Raw genomic sequence first — 18,251 nt, forward strand, 5'->3', positions numbered from 1 at the left:
CGACGGACGAAAGTCGCCTGTCACGCCGGGGGAATCGACTAGGGTTCGCCGCAGTGGGAGGCAACGCCGCCTCCTGATGAGGAGGCTCCATGGCCACCGTCCACACCGCGACCGGCCCGATCGATTCCGCAGACCTCGGAAACGTGTTGGTACACGAGCACGTCTTCATCGTCGGCGAAGAATTCCGGCAGAACTACCAGGATGATTGGGACGAGGACGAGAAGGTCGCCGAAGCGGTCCGTGATCTGACGGAACTGAAGGAGCTCGGGATCGACACGATCCTCGACCCGACGGTTCTCGGCCTCGGCCGGTACATCCCGCGTATCCAACGGATCGCCGAACAGATCGACCTGAACATCGTCGTCGCGACCGGTCTCTACACCTACAACGACATCCCGTTCCAATTTCACTATGCGGGCCCGGGAATGCTGTTCGACGTGCCGGAGCCACTGGTCACGCTCTTCACCAAGGACCTCACCGAGGGCATCGCGGACACCGGTGTGCGAGCGGCCTTCCTGAAGTGCGCCATCGAATCCCAGGGCCTCACACCGGGTGTCGAGCGCGTGATGCGCGCGGTGGGACAGACCAGCGCCCAGACCGGCGCGCCCATCACCGTCCACACCGATCCGCACAGCCAGTCGGGACTGGTCGCCCAGAAGGTGTTCGCCGAGGAGGGGGCAGACCTGACGAAGGTGGTCATCGGCCACTCCGGCGACAGCGTCGACCTCGACTACCTGATGAAACTCGCCGACGCCGGTTCGATCCTCGGCATGGACCGCTTCGGTCTCGACCTCCTCCTGCCGTTCGAGGAGCGCGTGAACACGGTCGCCGAACTGTGCAGGCGCGGATACGCCGACCGCATGGCCCTCGCGCACGATGCCGCCTGCTTCATCGACTGGTTCGACCACGAGGCCAAGAAACAGGCACTCCCCAAATGGAACTACCGACACATCAGCGAAGAGGTGCTGCCGGCGCTGCGAGAGCGCGGAGTCAGCGAGGCCGACATCACGACGATGCTCGTCGACGTGCCGCGACGCTACTTCGAGTAGCAACCGCGACACGTCGGCGCGGGATCATCGCAGGCTGGTCTGGTACCGGCGCATCCCGCGCAGCCACCGGTCGTAGTCGGCGCCCTTCTGGCGGTACATGTCGAGGACCTCGGGGTGGGGGAGGATGAGGAAGCGTTCGTCGGCGACGGCTTCCAGCACGATCGCGGCCACCGCCCCGGGAGTGAGCACCGCGCCCGCGCTCTCCACGGCGCGCTGCATCAGCCGCTGTTCTTCGCTCGCGGAATCACCGTCCGGCCGAAGCAGTTTGGTGTCGACGCCCATGGGGCAGAGGCAACTGACCCGGACGCCGTCGTCGAAGTGGGTGATGTTGAGCCACTCCGCGAAACCGACCGCGGCGTGTTTGGTGACCGAGTACGGTGCGTTGCCGATCTGGGTGAGCAGGCCCGCGGCCGACGCGGTGCTGACGAAGTATCCCGTTCGGCGCTCCACCCAGTCCGGGACGAGGCGTCGGGCCGCTCGGATGTGGGCGCGGAGGTTGACGTCGACAGCGAGATCCCACACCGCCTCGTCGGTGTCGACCCCGCCGCCCAGGCCGACGCCGGCGTTGGCGAAGTACAGGTCGACCGGACCGAAGGTGCTCTCCGCCAGCCGAACCGCGGCATCGATGTGGTCGTCGGACGAGGCATCACCGCCGAGCGCGGTCGCCACATCTCCGAGCGACCCGGCGACGTCCCGGGCACCGGACTCGTCGAGGTCGGTGACGACGACCCTGGCGCCCGCATCGACCAGCGCATGCGCGATCGCCGCGCCGATACCCCCACCGCCACCCGTGACGATGGCCACCTTGCCTGCGACGTCCATGGATCTCCTTCGATCGCCGATGTGTGGGTCCAGAGTTACCAGACGAGGGGGCTTCGACAGGCTCAGCCGGCGGGAACGGGGCTCAGCCCCCTGCTCCCTAATCCGAAAGAACCACAGACCCGCTGGCCGGCCTGCTCCCTGAGGTCCGAGGAGCGCAAGCGACGTCTCCCTGCTCCCTGAGGTGCGAGGAGCGCTAGCGACGACTCCCTGCTCCCTGAGGTGCGAGGAGCGCTAGCGACGACTCCCTGCTCCCTGAGGTGCGAGGAGCGCTAGCGACGACTCCCTGCTCCCTGAGGTGCGAGGAGCGCTAGCGACGAGCCACGAAGGGCCACTCGCCACAGTTCGCCGAACTCTTCGACGCCGATGAGTTTCCCGGCGACGCCCGGTCTGACATCGTGACGTTCACCGCGAAGAGACGAGAGGCACACCATGGGAAAGATCCACGTCCACGAGTTCATCACCCTCGACGGCAGCTACGAGGACCCGAGCTTCACGATGCCGTACGGATTCGCCGACGGGATGGGCGAGCTCCTGGGGTCCTTCATGTCCGACTGCACTGGAATCCTGCTCGGGCGCAACACATTCGAGATGTTCGCCCCGGCCTGGTCGACCCGGACCGTCGACGACGACCCCGGCGCCCCGTTCTTCAACGACACCACCAAGTACGTGGTGTCGTCGACTCTCGACGACACGAGCGCGTGGCAGAACTCGACGGTCATCGGTGCCTATGACGCCGACCGGATTCGCGAACTCAAGCACGAGCGCGATCTCTACATCAGCGGCAGCGGCACGCTCGTGCGAGCGTTGCTGCGCGACAAGCTGATCGACGAGCTGCACCTGCTGGTCTATCCGGTGGTCCTGGGAAGCGGTGCCCGCCTCTTCGACGGTCTGGCCGATCTGCCGCTCACGCTCGTCGGCACGGACGTCTTCGACAACGGAGTCGTGCACCTCTCGTACAGCTCCACCGACTGAGCGGCTCCGGCCGGCCTCGGCCCCAGAGATGCGAGCGTCTCCGCTCTCTGAGGAGCGAGCGATGCGACACCCTTGCTCCCTGAGGAGCGAGCGGAGCGACACCCCTGCTCCCTGAGGAGCGAGCGGAGCGACACCCTTGCTCCCTGAGGAGCGAGCGGAGCGACACCCCTGCTCACTGAGGAGCGAGCTTGCGAGCGTCACGAAGGGTCTTGGCGAGTCGGGTTGCGAAGACCCTTCGTGACGCGCCCTCCGCAAGCTCCGGGCGCTCCTCAGGGAGCAGGGCGGGCCAGCGGGTATGTGGTTCTTTCGGATCAGGGAGCGGAAGGCGCCCCGCCGGCGAGGTCCATGGCGGTGAGGAGCAGCCGGGCGACCCGGGCGTAGGCCTGGTGCTCGGCCTCGCACAGTGCGATCTCCTCCTCACCGAGTTCGGCTTTGCGGGCGGCCGTGAGGTTGTCCATCCACTCGCGCATCTCGGCGGCGCAGATGTCGAAGAACTCGTGCACGCGCTCCCGGTCCTGGTGACAGGCCGCGAGAACGGTCGTGGGGGACAGCGTGTTGTCGAGTTTCTGGTTGACCCGAAGAAGCCCCAGCAATGCGCCGGGGAGCCGGTCGCCGCGTCGTCGGCGTTCCAGTTTCGGGCTGCTGTCGAGCCGTCTGATCATCTCGCCGCGGGCCGACCGGGCGAAGTCGTCCCAGCGTCGGAGCGCGGCATCGAGATTCGCGGGGTTGAAGACCGCGACATCGATGCGGCGCTGGGCGTAGACGAGCCCGTTGCGCACGACCACCGCGACTTCGGGCCACCGCGGGGAGAATTCGGCGACGACCATACCGAGCAGTGAGGGTGCGGGCACCGAGGAGCTGAGGATGGTCACGATCTCCAGTGAGCGGGCGTCGCGGGTGGGTCGCAACAGCGAGGTGCCGGTCGATCGCAGGAAGATGGCCTTGCGCGGGCTGACCACCGCGGGACGTCCGGCCGCGGTCATCGCGGCGCGGACCAGTTCGACGAGATGGTCCTTCGACTGCGGGACCACACCGCCCTCGACCGGGGCGTCGACGAACCGGGCCGGTGCGGTGAAGCGGAGGGTGTCGGCGTCGGTGATGCGGACGGTGTCGTCGAGATCCTCTTCGACCGCTCGACCCGATTCCGACGGCCGGAGCCGGTCCCGATCGGTGTCGAGATCGTCCGCGGGCACCGGTGAGTGGTGGCGGGCGAACGACGGGTCGCCGATGCTGACGAACGACGGATGGATGACGCCCCACACCTCGCGCAACGCTCGCACGGCGGCATCGGCGAGGTCGCTGGACCGGAGGGGATCGACCTCGAAGCAGAAGGCGCTGCGGCCCTCGAGCCGACACCAGCCGCGGTCGACGATGTAGGTGGCCTGACGCATCCACCGGTCCTTGTCGGTCCAGGTGAGGTCGCCCGCGGAGATGGTGCAGCGCAGTCGGTCGGTCGACCCGGGCGTCCCGGTCATCGCAAAGGTCATCCGCCGGCGCCAGCCCCCGGCCGCCGCCTCGACGATGGCCAGGCTCTGACCCGGCAGGAGGCGCGGCACCCGGACCGCGAGGGTGTCGGCGAAGTCCCGCCAGGCCGCCTCGAGGACGGCGTCGAAATCGGGGGACATGCGGCTCCTCCTGGGCGGGACGTACGCGGACCGGATCCGAATAGTACGACGCGGAGCGGACACCCGGGGCGACACCCGCGACAGATCTACAGGGGGGCCGAGTGCTCGACCGTCTCGTCGTAGACGGGGTACCAGGGGAGGTCGTGCGCGGCGTAGTCGGCGCTCGTCAGCGCGGCGCGCGGCACCGGTTCTCCGGTCAGGGACTTCCACGCGACCGAGTTGACGATCCGGACCGCGGCGGTGTCGAACGTCGTCGGATGCCAGGTGTCCGCGGACTCGAGTGGACCTGTCACGCGAGGCGCGGTGAGGCGGGGACGGGCACGGGATTGTTCGGCTCGTGAGATGTCGCAGAGCACGCACGTTCCCGGAGCCGAGGGCAGGTGGCGGCGTCGCCGGGCCCACGCGTCGGCGCGCATCGGGATGACCGTCAGCTGCACGAGCGTCCCGGTGCGACCGCCGTCCGCGACGGTGTGGGTCGAGGGAGCGATGAACTGGCGGTCGTCGAACCCGTCGCCGGCCGGGCCCCGGTGGGAGGCGAGTGACGGTTGTGTGGGGACCTCGAGGTAGTCGTCGGCGTCGAAGTCGGGCATACCGGTGAAGACGTCACCGCTGATCGCGTTCACGCCGTCGACGCCGACCATCACGAGGAAGGGATGCATGTGCGGCGAGGAGAAGTCCAGCCAGGTGGCCTCGGACTGCCACATGGGGATGGTTGCGTGCGCATCGCCGTCGGGTGAGCCCTGGGCGAGGCGAAGCGCGCCGTCGTCACCGACCGGGCCGTACCGTCCGACCGGGTCGGGGGTGCGCAGAGTCCGCTGGAAGGTGACGTGCAACCGCGCGTCGCGACCCAGTTCGGGAAAGGTGAACGTGAGCGCGCCGCGATCCGTGGTGATGGCCATGCGAGGGCTCCGATCGACGACGCGAACCGCTGAGGGTTACCTAACAATTGAACGCCTCGGCTGGCGCCGGCGCGATGCCCGGCGCCGAAAATCGTCCGCGCGGACTACGTGCACCGGTGATTCGGAGCCCGATTTGCCCGGATCACTTGGCCGGCGAGTTCCGGTCTGCGGTGTCGTCGTCGGACAGCACGACGACGCGCAGCGCGGCACGCAGGTTGTGCGTGGTCGCCTTCCAGGCGTCGGCCTCGTGGCGGCAGGCGTCGGCCTCCACCGAGTCCGACGCCGCGGCCGCGTCGACCGCCGACCGCCGCCACGTGAGGTGCTGCTCCTCGCTGGTGTTGATGAAGGAGAGGATGTCGGCCTGGTTGTAGCGGCAGATCTTCGCGACCTCGCGGGCACTGAGCGACCGCCCGTCGGGGTCGAGTTCGAGCAGGGTCTGCAGCGCGTCCGGGAGCCGGCCGCCGTTCCGCGCGGTCATCGGTGCGTCCTCACCGACCTTGGCGATGACGGACGGGGCGCAGTCGGCCAGGAACGAGAACCACTCGGCCAGGGCGGAACTGAGGTTGTGCGGGTGGAAGACGGCGCATTCCACGGTCAGCGTCGCGAAGACCTCGTCCTCGAGGAGGTGCACCCGCACCGCCGAACCCATGGTCGGCTGGGCGGCGACGATGTCGGCGGCGCGGCGACGGTCGGTGATGTCGCCGGCCAGGCGCGCGAAGAACTCGAGACGCGGTGCGTCGCTGCGCGGACTCAGCCAGGACGAGACGGGCTTGGTGGGCAGGGCGATGTCGCCGTCGGCGTCGGTCTGGATGCGGCAGCCGGTGAGGTCCTCGAGCGAGCCGACGAGCAACGCACGCAGATGGTCGGCGTCGAAGGGCTGGACCGCGACCTCGATCTGGGGTTCGGGGCGCGCGGCGGGGGAATGGTCGAGGAACGCGGGGTGCACGACCTCCCAGACCTGACGAAGCGTCTGCACCGTCACGTGCGCGAGCTGGTCCACGCGGCGGCGGCCGACCTCGAAGATGTGGGTGCCGTTGCGCAGGCGGCGCCATCCGAGGGAGGCGAGCAGTGCCAGGTGCTCGGCGAAGTACTCGGCGGTCGGATGCAGGTCGGTGTCGTCGATGGTGCAGCGCAACCGACGTGACCCGGTGATCGTGAACCGCAGCGTCCCGTGCGGACCCTCCGGGATCATCGGGTCCTGCTGGATCGTGAGGGTTTGGCCCGGCTCGAGATGCGACAGCCGATCACCGACGTGCAAGGCGAACGTGCGCCAGGCGTCGTCGATGTTCGAGTCCACGGTGAAGTCGGTCATGTCGACTCCCTTCCTCGTGCGCTGACGTGCATGCGCATTGTGCAGCGATGTCAGGATCGGGAGTACGCTCCACCGAGCTTCTTCGACGGCCGGCCCCGAACCCGCCTTCGGAGATCAGGTTAGGTGACTCGGCCGACAGACTTGGTCGGTTGAACAGACCCACGACGAACTCCTGTCCGAACCGTACCCCTCGGTCGGTGACCTGGCTGTGTCAGGCAGGGGTTGTGAACCGACAACGAGCGCCTGTGTCCCCAGCGCTGGGGACATGCTCGCGGAGGTGGGCCTCAGACGCCGAGCCGCTCGTGCCAGCGCAGTGTCACCGAGGTCCCGTCCGGCCCGCTGGTGACGTCCGACGCGTCGCTGAGCGCCGAGATCAGGGCGAGTCCGCGCCCGCGGTACGGCGACGACGAGGCATCGGATTTCCAGCGCCCTCCGTCCGTGACGGTGACCTCCAGCGACTCCTCACGCGTCAGGCGTGCCCGTACCTCGATGGCACCGGGTCGTGTGCCCGACGGCTGCGTGCTCGAAGACTGCGTGCCGGCGGCGTACGCGTGCTCGGCCGCATTGGCCACCGCCTCGTAGACCGCGAGGACGATGTCGCTGCGACGTTCTGCGTCCACGCTGACCGTCGCGTCCAGCCACTGCGCGAAGTGCTGCCGGAAGCGGAAGGCGGCCTCGGGGGTGGCCGTGACCGAGAGCGCGAGGCCACCGTCCGGGTCTGCGGGGCGGTGGGCCGACGAAATCCACACCATCGGGGTCTATCCAGCCGGACGGTCGGCCAGCCCCTCTGTGGTGGTCATGGCCGTGACCGCGTCGTCCAGTGTCGGGTAGAGCACCATCGTCTGATCGAGCCCCATCACGGTGAGGGGACGGGTGGTCGCCGGTCCGGCGGCCACGACCCCGAACATGCCCCTGGGCGCGATGGCCTCGTGTGCGGCGACGAGCGCCGCCATCCCGGCCGAGGCCAGGAACTCGGTGGTGGTCAGGTCGATGATGAGACCGTCCGGTTGACCGCTCAGCGCCTCGGACACCGCCTCGGACAACTGCGGAGCGGTGAGGACGTCGATGCTGCCCTCGACGGTCAGGATCACCAGTTGCTCGTGTGCTGCCGACACCACCGTCATCAGGGCGCGGCCGGCGCTCAGGCCGGAGTCGTCGACGATCACAGCGTCAGGATGTTCTGCCTGCATCGGTTGATGGCCCTCTCCACGGGGGACGCGGCAGGCCGACACGCGGCCGCCCGTCCCGGCAAATGTGTGACGGCAGCTGCTCAACCGGTGCTGTCCATCGTGCCACGAGACGACGCCGCGTCGGAACCGGGGTGCGCGAGAATTTCGGCGGAGTCGATGAGCGGCTACTTGCCGAACAGCCGGTTGAGGAACGGGATTGTGTCGGCCTGCGAACGGACCAGGGTGCCACTGTGGTCACTCGGATACATCCGGAAGGTCACCGGCTGGCCGTTGGCCGTCAGCGTCGCCGCGTACGCAGCGGTGGTGGCATACGGCACGTCCGTGTCCAGCAGGCCGTGGCCCATGAAAAACGGCTTGTCGAAACCCTTTTCGGGCATCGCAAGGTAATCGGCGAGGGTTGCGGAGAACCTCGGGAGGCTGTTCAGCGGGGCGGTGAAGTAGTCGCCGACGGAGACTCCCCGGAGTTGTTCCTCGAAGTCGCCGACGCACCGGGTCTCGGCGAGCGCCACGTACTTGCGGCCCGTCGGGGTGAGGATGCGGTCGATGCCGAGTTCGGGATGTGCGTACCGGAGGCCGGCGGTGATGTAGCTGAGGTAGGCGGTCAGTGCCGGCGTGATCGCCACCGGGGGTACGCCCGGGCCGGCGATCTGGACGAGCCGTTCGATGTAGGCCGGCGTGCCGGTGCCCACGGCGCCCCGGTAGGCGAGTTCGGGACCGCCGAACTCGGTGGCGTGGCGCGCGGTGTAGATCGCCGCCCCGCCACCCTGGGACTGTCCAACCGCCGCCCATGAGCGCGACAACCGTTGTGTGACAGGGAGAGTCGCGGAGAACTCCCGACCCGCGCGCACCATGTCGACGACGTTGTGGGCCGTCGTCCGGCCGTCGAGGTAGGCGTGCAGACCGGGGGTGCCCAGCCCGGCGTAGTCGCTCGCGACGATGGCGTAGCCCTGCTGCATCCACTTCGCCAGGTACGGCAGGTCGCGCTCGGGTAGGCCCGGTCCCCGGACCGAGGGTGCGCAGTCGTCGCCGAGCCCGGAGGTCCCGTGGGCCCACGAGATCACCGGCCAGCCGCCGGCCGGGGCGGTGCCCCGAGGGATGAAGACGGTCCCGGTGCTCAGCGCCCTGTTGCCGAACGTGTCGGTGGTGACGTAGGTCAGGACGGAGGCGTCGGCGGAACCGGGCACCCAGTACTGCGGCGGCAGCGGTCTCGACGAGACGACGGAACCCGCTTCGCCGGCGGGCGACGGTGAGCCGGTCGCCGGACCGGTGGCGAGGGTGCCGGCCGCACCGGAACTCCCGAGCACGACCGCCGCACATGCGGCGAGTGTCAGAACCTTGCGATGCCATCGGGTCACGGTCCACACCGTACTGCGAACGCGTCCTGGTCTTCGATCCGCTCACATATCCCGTTCCCGCTCAGACGCATTCGGTGTTCGGAAACGGATCCGGTGAGCGCGGCGGGTGGCCCCGGCAATACGCTGGCGGCGTGCGGGTCCGGACAATCCGGACAGAGAGGTGTCAGGCCATGGCGTTGCAGACGGTCGAGCTGCCGGCTCCCGCGGAGATGAGACCGAGGTGGGCTGCCTACGCGGCCCTACTGGCGGTGCGAGGCGAGCGCTGGGCGCAGGGCGCGCGTGCGACCCCTGACGGGTGGCACTACGACGACGGCGGCGGCAACTGGGCCGACATGGTGCTGGTCGGTGACGACCGGGCGGTGCTCGTCGGGCATGACCACGAGTACTCCGAGACCTACTTCCGGGAGGGCGCGGCGTACTTCGGCGAGCCGGAGACCGACCTGCTCGACGGCGCGCCACCGTGGTGGGAGCCGGCCATCGCGCCCCACCTCGAGAGGCAGCGCACCGAGGGGATGTGGATCGGGTTCGTCTACGGCTTCGGCGGCCGGTGGACCCGGTCCGGCTACGACCTCGAGGACGGCTTCACCGGTGTCGGTCTGCCGTTCGTCGACAGCCAGAAGACCGTCGACGCGCTGGTAGATCTGCTGGGGAACTGGTTCGGCGAGCTGCGACTCCCGCCTCCTGCCGATCTGGCTACCCAGGTACGGGCGATGATCGAACCCGCAGGTGAGGTGACCGAGGCCGGTTTGCGGCGGATACTCGGCCCGGCGGCCGCCCATGCCGACATCGCCGGAGCGGTGACCGCCGCGCAACGGTTCGAGCACGAAGGGCGTCAGTGACCGGACCCGGACGAGTCGGGCCCGGGACACACCAACGCCACCCGCGGCGGTTCGTCGCGTCAGGGCCAGAAGATGGTGCCGTTCAAGAAGTCCTGTGCGAACCGGCCCCCGGTGCGGTACTCCCCGCCGAGCGGAACCCCGAAGTACCCGCCGGCACCGCCGGTATTCTCCCACTTCTGCCGGATCTGACCCCAGACGATCTGTGCCCCACCGGTTTTGGACCACGTGACCACGCCGCCCTGGAAGTCGTTGCTCCGGCCGCTGCCCGATTTGTACTCGTTGCTGACCGGGTATCCCAGCGCGCCGCGCTCGGCCCCGGCCTTCTGCCAGCGGCTCCGGATGGCGCCGCCGACCTGATGCGCGGTGCCACCGTCGGCGGCGGGATGCCAGTAGAACGACGTGTCGCGTGAGAACGACTGGAAGCGGCCGCGCTTGGCGGCCGCGCGTTCGGGACCGGTCGGAACGCCCCACTTGAAGAAGCCACCCGTCGCGGAGTAGGCCTCTCCGATCTTCCCGCCCACCAGATGCCCGTTGATGATGCGGTCGGCCTGCGCGCTCGGCGCGAGCATCACCAGCGACGTCAGCGCAGCCACGACCGCGACGCTCGCCAGACGCACCCGGACACGTCTGCGGACGGATTCCGGACGGAGGTCACCAGAGGGGCGTCGCGTCGACGTCGTCAGAACAGACATGCGCGCGATGGTACGGACGTGCCAGGGTGCTTGCTGTTGGACAGCTCACAATCGCGGACGTGTCACGGCGTTCCCGCAGGTGCCTCCGGTTCGGCGGGCGCTTCCGGGGCAGGTGGGTTCTCCGTGGTCGTCGTCGTGGTCGTGTCGACGGCGGCTTCCTCGGTGGGCGGCGCGGCATCTGTGGAGACGTCGGGTGCCGGCGGCTCGGACGCCGGGGCCGCGGGCGGCACGACGATCCAGTTGGCCGATCGGACGGTCACCGTCTGCGACGCACCGACCGCCGTCAGCGTCAGCGTCCACACACCGGTGCCGGTGGTGGAACCCGACACCGAGCTGCGTTGCAGGGCCGAGCCGGCGACCGACCTCGTCACGCCGTCGGTGCACGACAGCGCGACGGTGCCGAGTTCCGGGGTGTGGGGAACCGTGCAGCCCACCGACAACCCGGCGTCGTCGAAGCTGAAACTGCCGACGACCTCGCCCGAGCCGCTGAACGATGTCGGCGTCGCGGGGGCCTCGGCCGGGGTCTCCGGTCCGGGCACACCGGGTGCACCGGGTTCAGACGCCGGTCCGGGGACCTCGGAACCGGGTGCCTCGTAACCGGGCTCCTCCGGCGCGGGGGCGTCGGAAGCCGGCACCGATGCGTCCGGGGCGGGCGCGTCCGAGCCCGGATCGGGGGTATCGGGTCCGGCTGAGTCCGGTGCTGATGAGTCCGGAGCCGGGGAGTCCGTGGACGGCGCGCCTTCCGGCAGACCGTCGTGTTCCTCGGCGCGCTTCTCCAATGCGGGCGCGGCCGCGGGATCGCCCGGGGCGAGGAGGCCGTTGCGCTCGGCGTCTTCGTCGGTGCCCGCCTCGAACGGGGTGTTCAACGCGGCCGGAGTGGGCAGGGGACCGGACGGCGGCGGGAATCCGCTCAGATCGAGCAGTCCGCCCGCGGGTTGGGAAAAGAGCTGTCCGGTAAGGAAATTCAGCAACTCGAGGATGTCTCCGGCGGGTGTGCCCGGTTGCGGCGCAGGCGGCGCGGGAACGATGGTCGTCGACTTGCCGACCGCGGTGACGTGCTGGTTGCTGTACGCGATCCGGGCAACCGATCGACTCTTGTACCCCTCCCAGGGCCGACCCTCGAGTCGATATCCACCAAGGGGTGCGGCGGTCGGCGGGGCGAGCGGATTGCCGCACGAGCACATCGCGCGCGGGACACCGGCGGAATCGACGTAGACCGCGGTCCCGCGTTGCAGGACCGACTGGAACGGCACGGCCCGGCCGGACGTGTACGAGTGATTGGTGACCCAGGTGTCGGTCGTCAGCACCACCGGGGTGAGGGTGTTCAGATAGTGCGGGATGTCGGCGGTGCTGATGCCGTAGACACTCGCCCAGGCGCGGGCCGCCGGGGGATCGGCGAGCAGCCGGTTGCTGAGTGCGGCGGTGTCGCAGGCCGCGGCGTCGCCCGAGCCGTACAACCCGGCGTCGGTGCCGTTCACCGCGCGGCCGCCGAGGTCGGCGGCCCCCGCAGTGCCGGTGAGGGCCACGTTCTCCGGCAGGTCGCCCGATCCGGCCACGAGGACGGGATCGGTGAACGGGTCGATTCCCGGGTCGTTGGCCGCGGTGAGGGTGAGCCCGGGAACGTAGATGTCCCCGTCGCGCGCCTTGGCCACGAAGACGATGCCCGCGGCGAGGATCAGCGCGAGGACGACGACGATCGCGCCCAGCACGAGGGTGAGCGCGCGCCGGCTGTCGGACTGCGGCGGAATCGGGCCGTACGGGGTTGGCGGGTGAGTCGGGGGACCGGGCGGATAGGTCATCTCGCAGCTCCTACTGGTCCACTCCCGCTGGGTCACATGGTGGGGAGCGGCGCCCCGCGGGGGCGGGGCGGATTCAGCGAGACGGCTGGCTCGCCGAGCCCAGTATCGGCGCGGCGGAGAGCGAGGAGCAAGGCTTGACCAGCAATTTTACGATGGTGTGGCGAAATCTCGACCGTTTGGACCACACCGGCGTAACGCCATGGGCGGGGAGGCCGACACCTACCTCGGCCCGGTTCCGCGAAAGTCAGACCCTGCCGAACACCATCGAGTCCTCGACCTTGTTGATCCGGTGATCGATGGCGTCGCGGTAGTAGTTGTGCCGCACCTGCCAGTGACCTCGGGTGCCCGACTTCGGCAACGCCTCCGGGGACCGCTCGACGTAGCCCGCCTTGAGGTCCCACACGGGTCGCGAACCCATGACCTCCGAACCGAGATGCGGATAGGCATGGGTGTAGCCGTGCGTGCGCATGTACTTCACCAGCTCGGCGACGGCACGGGCGGTCATGTCCGCGCGGAGGGTCCACGAGGCGTTCGTGTACCCGACCGACCAGGCGAGGTTCGGGACGTCCTCGATGAGGTAGCTCTTGAAGACGAAGCGGTCGTGTGGTTTCACCTCCGCACCGTCGACGCGCAGCCGGGTGCCGCCGAAGCCGAGCAGCTGTAGCCCGGTCGCGGTCACGATGATGTCGGCGTCGAGGTGCCGACCCGAGGTGAGGGTGACCCCCGACGCGTCGAATCGATCGATGTGGTCGGTGACCATCTCGACCGTGCCCTCGGCGATGTCGGTGAACAGATCGGCATCGGGGACCATGCACATGCGCTGGTCCCACGGGTTGTACGTCGGGTTGAAGTGGAGGTCGACGGGATAGTCCGCCGGCAGGTTCGCCACGACGTTGTTCCGGATCATCTTGCGTCCGAGTTTCGGAAAACGATGGGTGAGATGGACGATCGCGGCGGTCTGCGCCGCATATCGCGTGCGGATGACCTTGTGCGCGGCCGGTGGCGGGAGCAGCTTCTGCACCAGCGGCGCGAGGTACTGCTTCTGTTTGGACGAGAAGATGTACGACGGCGAGCGCTGCAGCATCGTGACGTGTTCGGCCTTCTCGGCCAGACTCGGGATGAGGCTCACCGCGGTTGCGCCACTTCCGATCACCACGATCCGCTTGCCCCGGTAGTCGAGGTCCTCCGGCCAGTGCTGAGGGTGCACGATCTGGCCGGTGAAGTCGTCGGCGCCGGTGAACCGTGGCGTGTACGGATTGTCGTAGTCGTAGTAGCCGGTCGCGAAGATGACGAACCTGGCGCGGTGGGTCTCGTGGCGCCGGTTCTCGCCGACCTCGACCCCGAGCGTCCAGGTGTCGGTCGCCGAATCCCAGTCGGCGGTCAGGACGTGCCGGCCGAACCGGATGTGTTCGGCGATGGCGAACTTGTGGGCGGTGTCCTCGATGTACTCCCGGATGTCGTCCCCGTGGGCCAGCGCACGTGGCTTGCGCCATGGCTCGAACGGGTAGCTCAGCGAGTAGATGTCGCTGTCGGAGCGCACGCCGGGATACCGGAACAGGTCCCACGTCCCGCCCATGCGCTCACGGCGCTCGAGGATCAGGTAGTCGGCGTCGGGGTTCTGCTCCTTCAGTCGGTAGGCGCAGTCGATGCCGGACAGACCGGCGCCGATGATGATCACGTCGCGCACGGATGACTGCGTGGCGCCGGTGTCGCTGTCGGTCACAGGGACCTCCTCGCTGGGGATGCCTCAGGTGCTGTCATCATGCAACACTTGTCCTCAGATGTGAACGGAATCACACCGAACCGCAGGCCGGCCCGTCTGCGGAACATCATTGCGCGAGGTCGAGGGGACGCACCGATGCCGATGGACAAGCACACCTATTGCCGTATCTGCGAGCCGCTGTGCGGCATGATCGCGACCGTCGAGGACGATCGGCTGGTCTCGCTGCGGCCCGACAAGGAGCATCCGCTGTCGCGGGGTTTCGCGTGTCCGAAGGGGATCGCGTTCACCGAGATCGTCAACGACCCCGACCGTCTCCGGCACCCGCTCCGCCGGCGCCCCGACGGTGAGTTCGAACAGGTGTCGTGGGACACCGCGCTCGACGAGATCGGGCGGCGGCTGGTCGAGGTGTACAAGTCGTCCGGCAGCGACTCGATCGGCTGGTACTTCGGGAACCCGGCGACGTTCTCGACCGGGCACGTGCTCTGGACCGCGATCTTCATGAACCTGCTCGGGACGCCGCACGTGTACTCGGCGGGGTCGCAGGACGTGAACAACAGGTTCGTCGCCAGTCACTTCCTGTACGGCAACCCGCTGACCGCGCCGATCCCCGACATCAACCGGGTCGACTACCTGGTGATCATCGGCGCGAACCCGGTCGTGTCGCACGGCAGTGTGATGAGCTCGCCGCGTATCCGCGAGGGCCTGAACGCGATCACGGCACGCGGTGGGTCCGTCGTCGTCGTCGACCCTCGCCACACCGAGACCGCCCGGGAGTTCGACTGGCTGCCGATCACGCCCGACACCGACGCCTTGTTCCTGTTGTCGCTGCTTCACGTGCTCTTCGACGCGAACCTCGCCGACCGTGATCGGCTCCGGCGGCAGGCGCGCGGGGTGGCCGAGCTCGAGACGCTCGTCGCGGCATATGCACCGGAGGTGACCGCGGCCCGCACGGACATAGACCCCGAGCGGGTGCGCGAGGTCGCGCGGTCACTCGCGCGGACGGATCGGGCCGCGGTGTACGGCCGGGTGGGTACGTCGTTGGGGCGCACGGGCACGTTGACGACCGCCCTCCTGGACATGGTCAACCTCGTCGCAGGGAACCTGGACGTGCCCGGTGGCTCGATGTTCGGCGATCTGGGAATTCCCGGACAGCGCCTGGGTGTGACTGCCCTGCAACGGGTGTCGAGCTTCCGCTGGGCCGGACGCCGGAGTCGTGTCGGCAATCTGCCGCAGGTCCTCGGGACGGCGCCGGCGTCGTTGATGGCCAAGGAGATCACCACACCCGGACGTGGCCGGCTCCGCGCGCTGTTCGTCAGTGCCGGCAATCCGGTGCTGTCGGTCCCGAACGGTGACGAACTGCGCTCGGCGCTCGACGAACTCGATCTCATGGTGTCCCTGGACATCTACCGCAACGAGACCAACGCCCGGGCCGACTACATCTTGCCGGCCACCACGATGTACGAGCGCGAAGACTTCCTGCTCCCGTTCCAGGCGCTGTTCACGACCCCGTTCAAACAGGCCACCGAGGCCGTGATCCCACCGCAGGGCGAGGCCCGCGAGGAGTGGACGGTGATCAACGAGCTCATCGGCTTCCTGGCGCCGGAGAATCTGCTGATCCGGTCACTGCACGCCGGCAACCGGTTGGCACGACGCCTCGGGCGTCCGGTCACCCCGCGCGGCATCTCCGACCTGGTGATCCGAATGGGGTTGGGCGGAGACCGATTCGGTCTGCGCCGCGGCGGATTGACCTACCGGCGCCTGGTCGAGGACCATCCGCACGGGGTCGTGGTCGCCGACGATCTCGCACCCGGGCAGCTCGGGAAGAACATCACCTACCTCGACAGCAAGATCCGGTTGGCGGCACCGGAACTGATGTCCGAGATAGAACGACTGGCGGTCGAGGACGACACGGGTTACCCGTTGCGGCTCATCGGCATGCGCGAGATCCGTTCGGAGAACAGCTGGCAGCACAACGCACCGATGTTGTTGCGCGGAGGACGATCTCACGCAGCCAGAATGCATCCCGACGATGCCACGGCGCGCGGGCTGGCCGAGGGCGATCTCGCGACGGTGGCGTCCCGACACGGACGGATCTCGTTGCCCGTCACCATCACCGAGGACATCAAGCCCGGTGTGGTCGCGATCCCGCATGGGTGGGGGCACAACGGATCCGGCGGGTGGACGCAGGCGAACGCGGCCGCGGAGAACGACCTCGGCGCCGGTGGCGTGAACGTCAATGCCCTCATCTCGTCGGATCCGGCCGACCTCGAGCGGCTCGCCGGGATGGCCAACATGACCGGGGTTCCGATCCAGGTGGCGGCTCTGACCGACACCCACGTGCGGCCCGGCGAGGCAGTGCCGTCGGCGCGGATCTGACGAGGATCACACGCCCGGCCCCGCACAGCACGATTCCCACCGGCGGATTTCGCCGGTGGGGATCGCGGAAAAGCGTTGTCACACTGTGCTACCGGGCAATCACTCGCCGGCCGGGGGCATCAGCACCGTGTCGATCAGGTAGACCTGGGCGTTCGACGTGGTGACGCCGCCGCAGACGACGCCGGACTCGTTGACCTTGAGGTCGTCGCCGGATCCGGTCACGGTGACCTGCTGGCCCTCGAGCGTGGTGTGCTCACCGACGATCTGGTCGGGGGCGGTCTGACCCTCGACCACGTGGTAGGTCAGGATCTTGTTCAGGAGGGGGGCGTCGGTCTTGAGCTGCTCGATGGTCTCCGGCGGCAGCTTCGCGAACGCATCGTCTGTCGGTGCGAACACGGTGAATTCACCTTCGTTCAGCGTCTTCACGAGGTTGACCTCGGGATTCAGCTGGCCCGAGAGGGCCTGGGTCAGCGTGGTGAGTTCGGGATTGGTGGCAGCCGCGGTGGCGACCGGGACGGTGGACATCCCGTTGACCGACGCCGGGCCCGAGGGGTTGGCCTCGGCATATGCGGCACAGCCGGGTCCGACGAGGTTCGCGGCCGGGTCCGCCATCGCGCTCTCGCTCATCATGGCGCTGGATTCGGTTGCAGCGCCGGTCGTTTCGCTCGAGGTGTCGGAGTCGTCACTGGAACAGCCGGCCATCACGCCGACAGCGAGGACCAGTCCTGTCAACGCACCTGCTACACGGGGAACTCGCTTGATCATCGTCGATCCAATCTGTGGGGTCGGTGTCGACTGCGTCTGATCGGCAGCCTCACAACGTCTTCGGTGCCGGGGGGCCCGCGGATTGGTCGAAGGCGAGACTGATCGTCGAATGCCGGCCGTTCCCTACCGCGACCTGGGCATCACTGGGCCCACTCGGCGTCGGCCCAGTCCTGCCCTTCGGACACCGCGCCCATGGTGGTCTGGCCGTCGAGTGCTTCGCGGATGATGTCGGCGTGGCCGGAGTGATGGGCGGTCTCGCGGAGCAGATGGGCGATCATCGTGCGGATAGAAACCCACTCCCGCTCGGGTGCCCAGGGCGCGGTGGGCTGGGGGATGAGTTCGTCGAGACTCGCCGCGCCGGCGATCACGCGATCGAGTTCTGCCGCCGCGCGATCGTAGGCGTCCAGCCAGCCGGCCAGGGTCTCGTCGTTGCCCATCTCGTACTCGGTCATGGCCTGACTCATGTCGAACTCGGCGTTCTCGTCCCGTTCGGTGATGACGCGCGCAGCGTTCTCCTCGCCGTGTGCGAGGTGCTTGATGAGAGCGCCGATCGTGAGGGTGCTGACCGTCGACTGCTTTCGGGCGTCGTCGTCGGAGAGGTTGCGCGCCGTGATCCTCAGCATGTTGCGCTGGTCCTGCAGGACGGTCAGCAGTTCCTTCTTCTCGCCGGTGACCTCGACGCTGAGTTCTGCGGGGGTGTAGGTGCTCATGGTGTGTCCTCTCGATGTGTGTGAGGACCACGCTATGAGCGATAGAGGACAGTTTTGGTCCTCGTTGGTCAGGCCTGGTGAAAACCACCCCACAGAAGAGGGCCGGCGACGATATCGGGCTGT

Annotated in this window: 16 protein-coding genes; 4 read left to right on the forward strand and 12 right to left on the reverse strand. The window is 68.5% G+C overall.

Going from position 1 to position 18,251, the window contains the following annotated elements; all coding sequences use genetic code 11:
• The first annotated feature begins 89 nt into the window (after positions 1–89).
• Complete coding sequence (locus tag AMD30_RS18950) at positions 90–1,049, forward strand: phosphotriesterase family protein (protein WP_014924836.1); 960 nt, start codon at positions 90–92, stop codon at positions 1,047–1,049.
• A gap of 24 nt (positions 1,050–1,073) precedes the next feature.
• On the opposite strand, the gene AMD30_RS18955 is transcribed toward AMD30_RS18950, so the two are convergent.
• Positions 1,074–1,871: an SDR family oxidoreductase gene (locus AMD30_RS18955; RefSeq protein WP_055476683.1), complete on the reverse strand. Its 798-nt coding sequence runs from the start codon at positions 1,869–1,871 to the stop codon at positions 1,074–1,076.
• A 429-nt stretch (positions 1,872–2,300) separates the two neighbouring features.
• Here AMD30_RS18955 and AMD30_RS18960 point away from each other — a divergent pair, with 429 nt between their 5' ends.
• The gene (locus AMD30_RS18960; protein WP_055476684.1) at positions 2,301–2,843 is read left to right on the forward strand and encodes a dihydrofolate reductase family protein; all 543 of its coding nucleotides are present in this window, start codon (positions 2,301–2,303) and stop codon (positions 2,841–2,843) included.
• Between the two features lie 311 nt (positions 2,844–3,154).
• Here AMD30_RS18960 and AMD30_RS18965 read toward each other — a convergent pair whose 3' ends face one another.
• From AMD30_RS18965 to AMD30_RS18990, 6 genes are all read right to left on the reverse strand, one after another.
• On the reverse strand, positions 3,155–4,468 hold the full coding sequence (locus AMD30_RS18965) for a TY-Chap domain-containing protein (RefSeq protein ID WP_055476685.1): 1,314 nt from the start codon (positions 4,466–4,468) through the stop codon (positions 3,155–3,157).
• 86 nt (positions 4,469–4,554) lie between these two features.
• Positions 4,555–5,367 carry a hypothetical protein gene (locus tag AMD30_RS18970; protein ID WP_055476686.1) on the reverse strand — a complete coding sequence of 271 codons (813 nt, stop codon included), beginning with the start codon at positions 5,365–5,367 and terminating at the stop codon, positions 4,555–4,557.
• A gap of 142 nt (positions 5,368–5,509) precedes the next feature.
• Positions 5,510–6,679, reverse strand: a complete 1,170-nt coding sequence (locus tag AMD30_RS18975; protein WP_010844878.1) for a TY-Chap domain-containing protein — start codon at positions 6,677–6,679, stop codon at positions 5,510–5,512.
• Positions 6,680–6,963: 284 nt separating this feature from the next.
• A complete protein-coding gene (locus AMD30_RS18980) occupies positions 6,964–7,431 on the reverse strand; it encodes an ATP-binding protein (RefSeq protein WP_010844879.1) in 468 nt (155 codons plus the stop codon).
• Between the two features lie 6 nt (positions 7,432–7,437).
• On the reverse strand, positions 7,438–7,869 hold the full coding sequence (locus tag AMD30_RS18985) for an STAS domain-containing protein (RefSeq protein WP_044505591.1): 432 nt from the start codon (positions 7,867–7,869) through the stop codon (positions 7,438–7,440).
• A gap of 164 nt (positions 7,870–8,033) precedes the next feature.
• Entirely contained in the window at positions 8,034–9,224 is a 1,191-nt protein-coding gene (locus AMD30_RS18990; RefSeq protein ID WP_442902725.1) for a prolyl oligopeptidase family serine peptidase, read from the reverse strand.
• 170 nt (positions 9,225–9,394) lie between these two features.
• On the opposite strand from AMD30_RS18990, the gene AMD30_RS18995 reads away from it, so the two are divergent.
• Positions 9,395–10,063, forward strand: a complete 669-nt coding sequence (locus AMD30_RS18995; RefSeq protein ID WP_055476688.1) for a hypothetical protein — start codon at positions 9,395–9,397, stop codon at positions 10,061–10,063.
• A gap of 59 nt (positions 10,064–10,122) precedes the next feature.
• On the opposite strand, the gene AMD30_RS19000 is transcribed toward AMD30_RS18995, so the two are convergent.
• The 3 genes from AMD30_RS19000 to AMD30_RS19010 all read right to left on the reverse strand — a co-directional run bounded on the left by AMD30_RS19000 (position 10,123) and on the right by AMD30_RS19010 (position 14,277).
• Entirely contained in the window at positions 10,123–10,755 is a 633-nt protein-coding gene (locus AMD30_RS19000; RefSeq protein ID WP_231632786.1) for an LGFP repeat-containing protein, read from the reverse strand.
• Positions 10,756–10,817: 62 nt separating this feature from the next.
• The gene (locus AMD30_RS19005; RefSeq protein ID WP_055476689.1) at positions 10,818–12,554 is read right to left on the reverse strand and encodes a DUF6777 domain-containing protein; all 1,737 of its coding nucleotides are present in this window, start codon (positions 12,552–12,554) and stop codon (positions 10,818–10,820) included.
• A gap of 244 nt (positions 12,555–12,798) precedes the next feature.
• Positions 12,799–14,277, reverse strand: coding sequence for a flavin-containing monooxygenase (locus AMD30_RS19010; protein ID WP_055476690.1), 1,479 nt, complete (start codon positions 14,275–14,277; stop codon positions 12,799–12,801).
• A 135-nt stretch (positions 14,278–14,412) separates the two neighbouring features.
• Here AMD30_RS19010 and AMD30_RS19015 point away from each other — a divergent pair, with 135 nt between their 5' ends.
• Entirely contained in the window at positions 14,413–16,653 is a 2,241-nt protein-coding gene (locus AMD30_RS19015) for a molybdopterin-containing oxidoreductase family protein (protein WP_055476691.1), read from the forward strand.
• 99 nt (positions 16,654–16,752) lie between these two features.
• Here AMD30_RS19015 and AMD30_RS19020 read toward each other — a convergent pair whose 3' ends face one another.
• Together AMD30_RS19020 and AMD30_RS19025 are read right to left on the reverse strand one after the other, a co-directional pair.
• A complete protein-coding gene (locus AMD30_RS19020) occupies positions 16,753–17,418 on the reverse strand; it encodes a fasciclin domain-containing protein (RefSeq protein WP_193748649.1) in 666 nt (221 codons plus the stop codon).
• Between the two features lie 140 nt (positions 17,419–17,558).
• On the reverse strand, positions 17,559–18,128 hold the full coding sequence (locus tag AMD30_RS19025) for a DinB family protein (RefSeq protein WP_055476692.1): 570 nt from the start codon (positions 18,126–18,128) through the stop codon (positions 17,559–17,561).
• Between the last annotated feature and the right edge of the window lie 123 nt (positions 18,129–18,251).

The sequence above is a fragment of the Gordonia sp. HS-NH1 genome (assembly GCF_001418765.1).
Taxonomy (GTDB): Bacteria; Actinomycetota; Actinomycetes; order Mycobacteriales; family Mycobacteriaceae; genus Gordonia.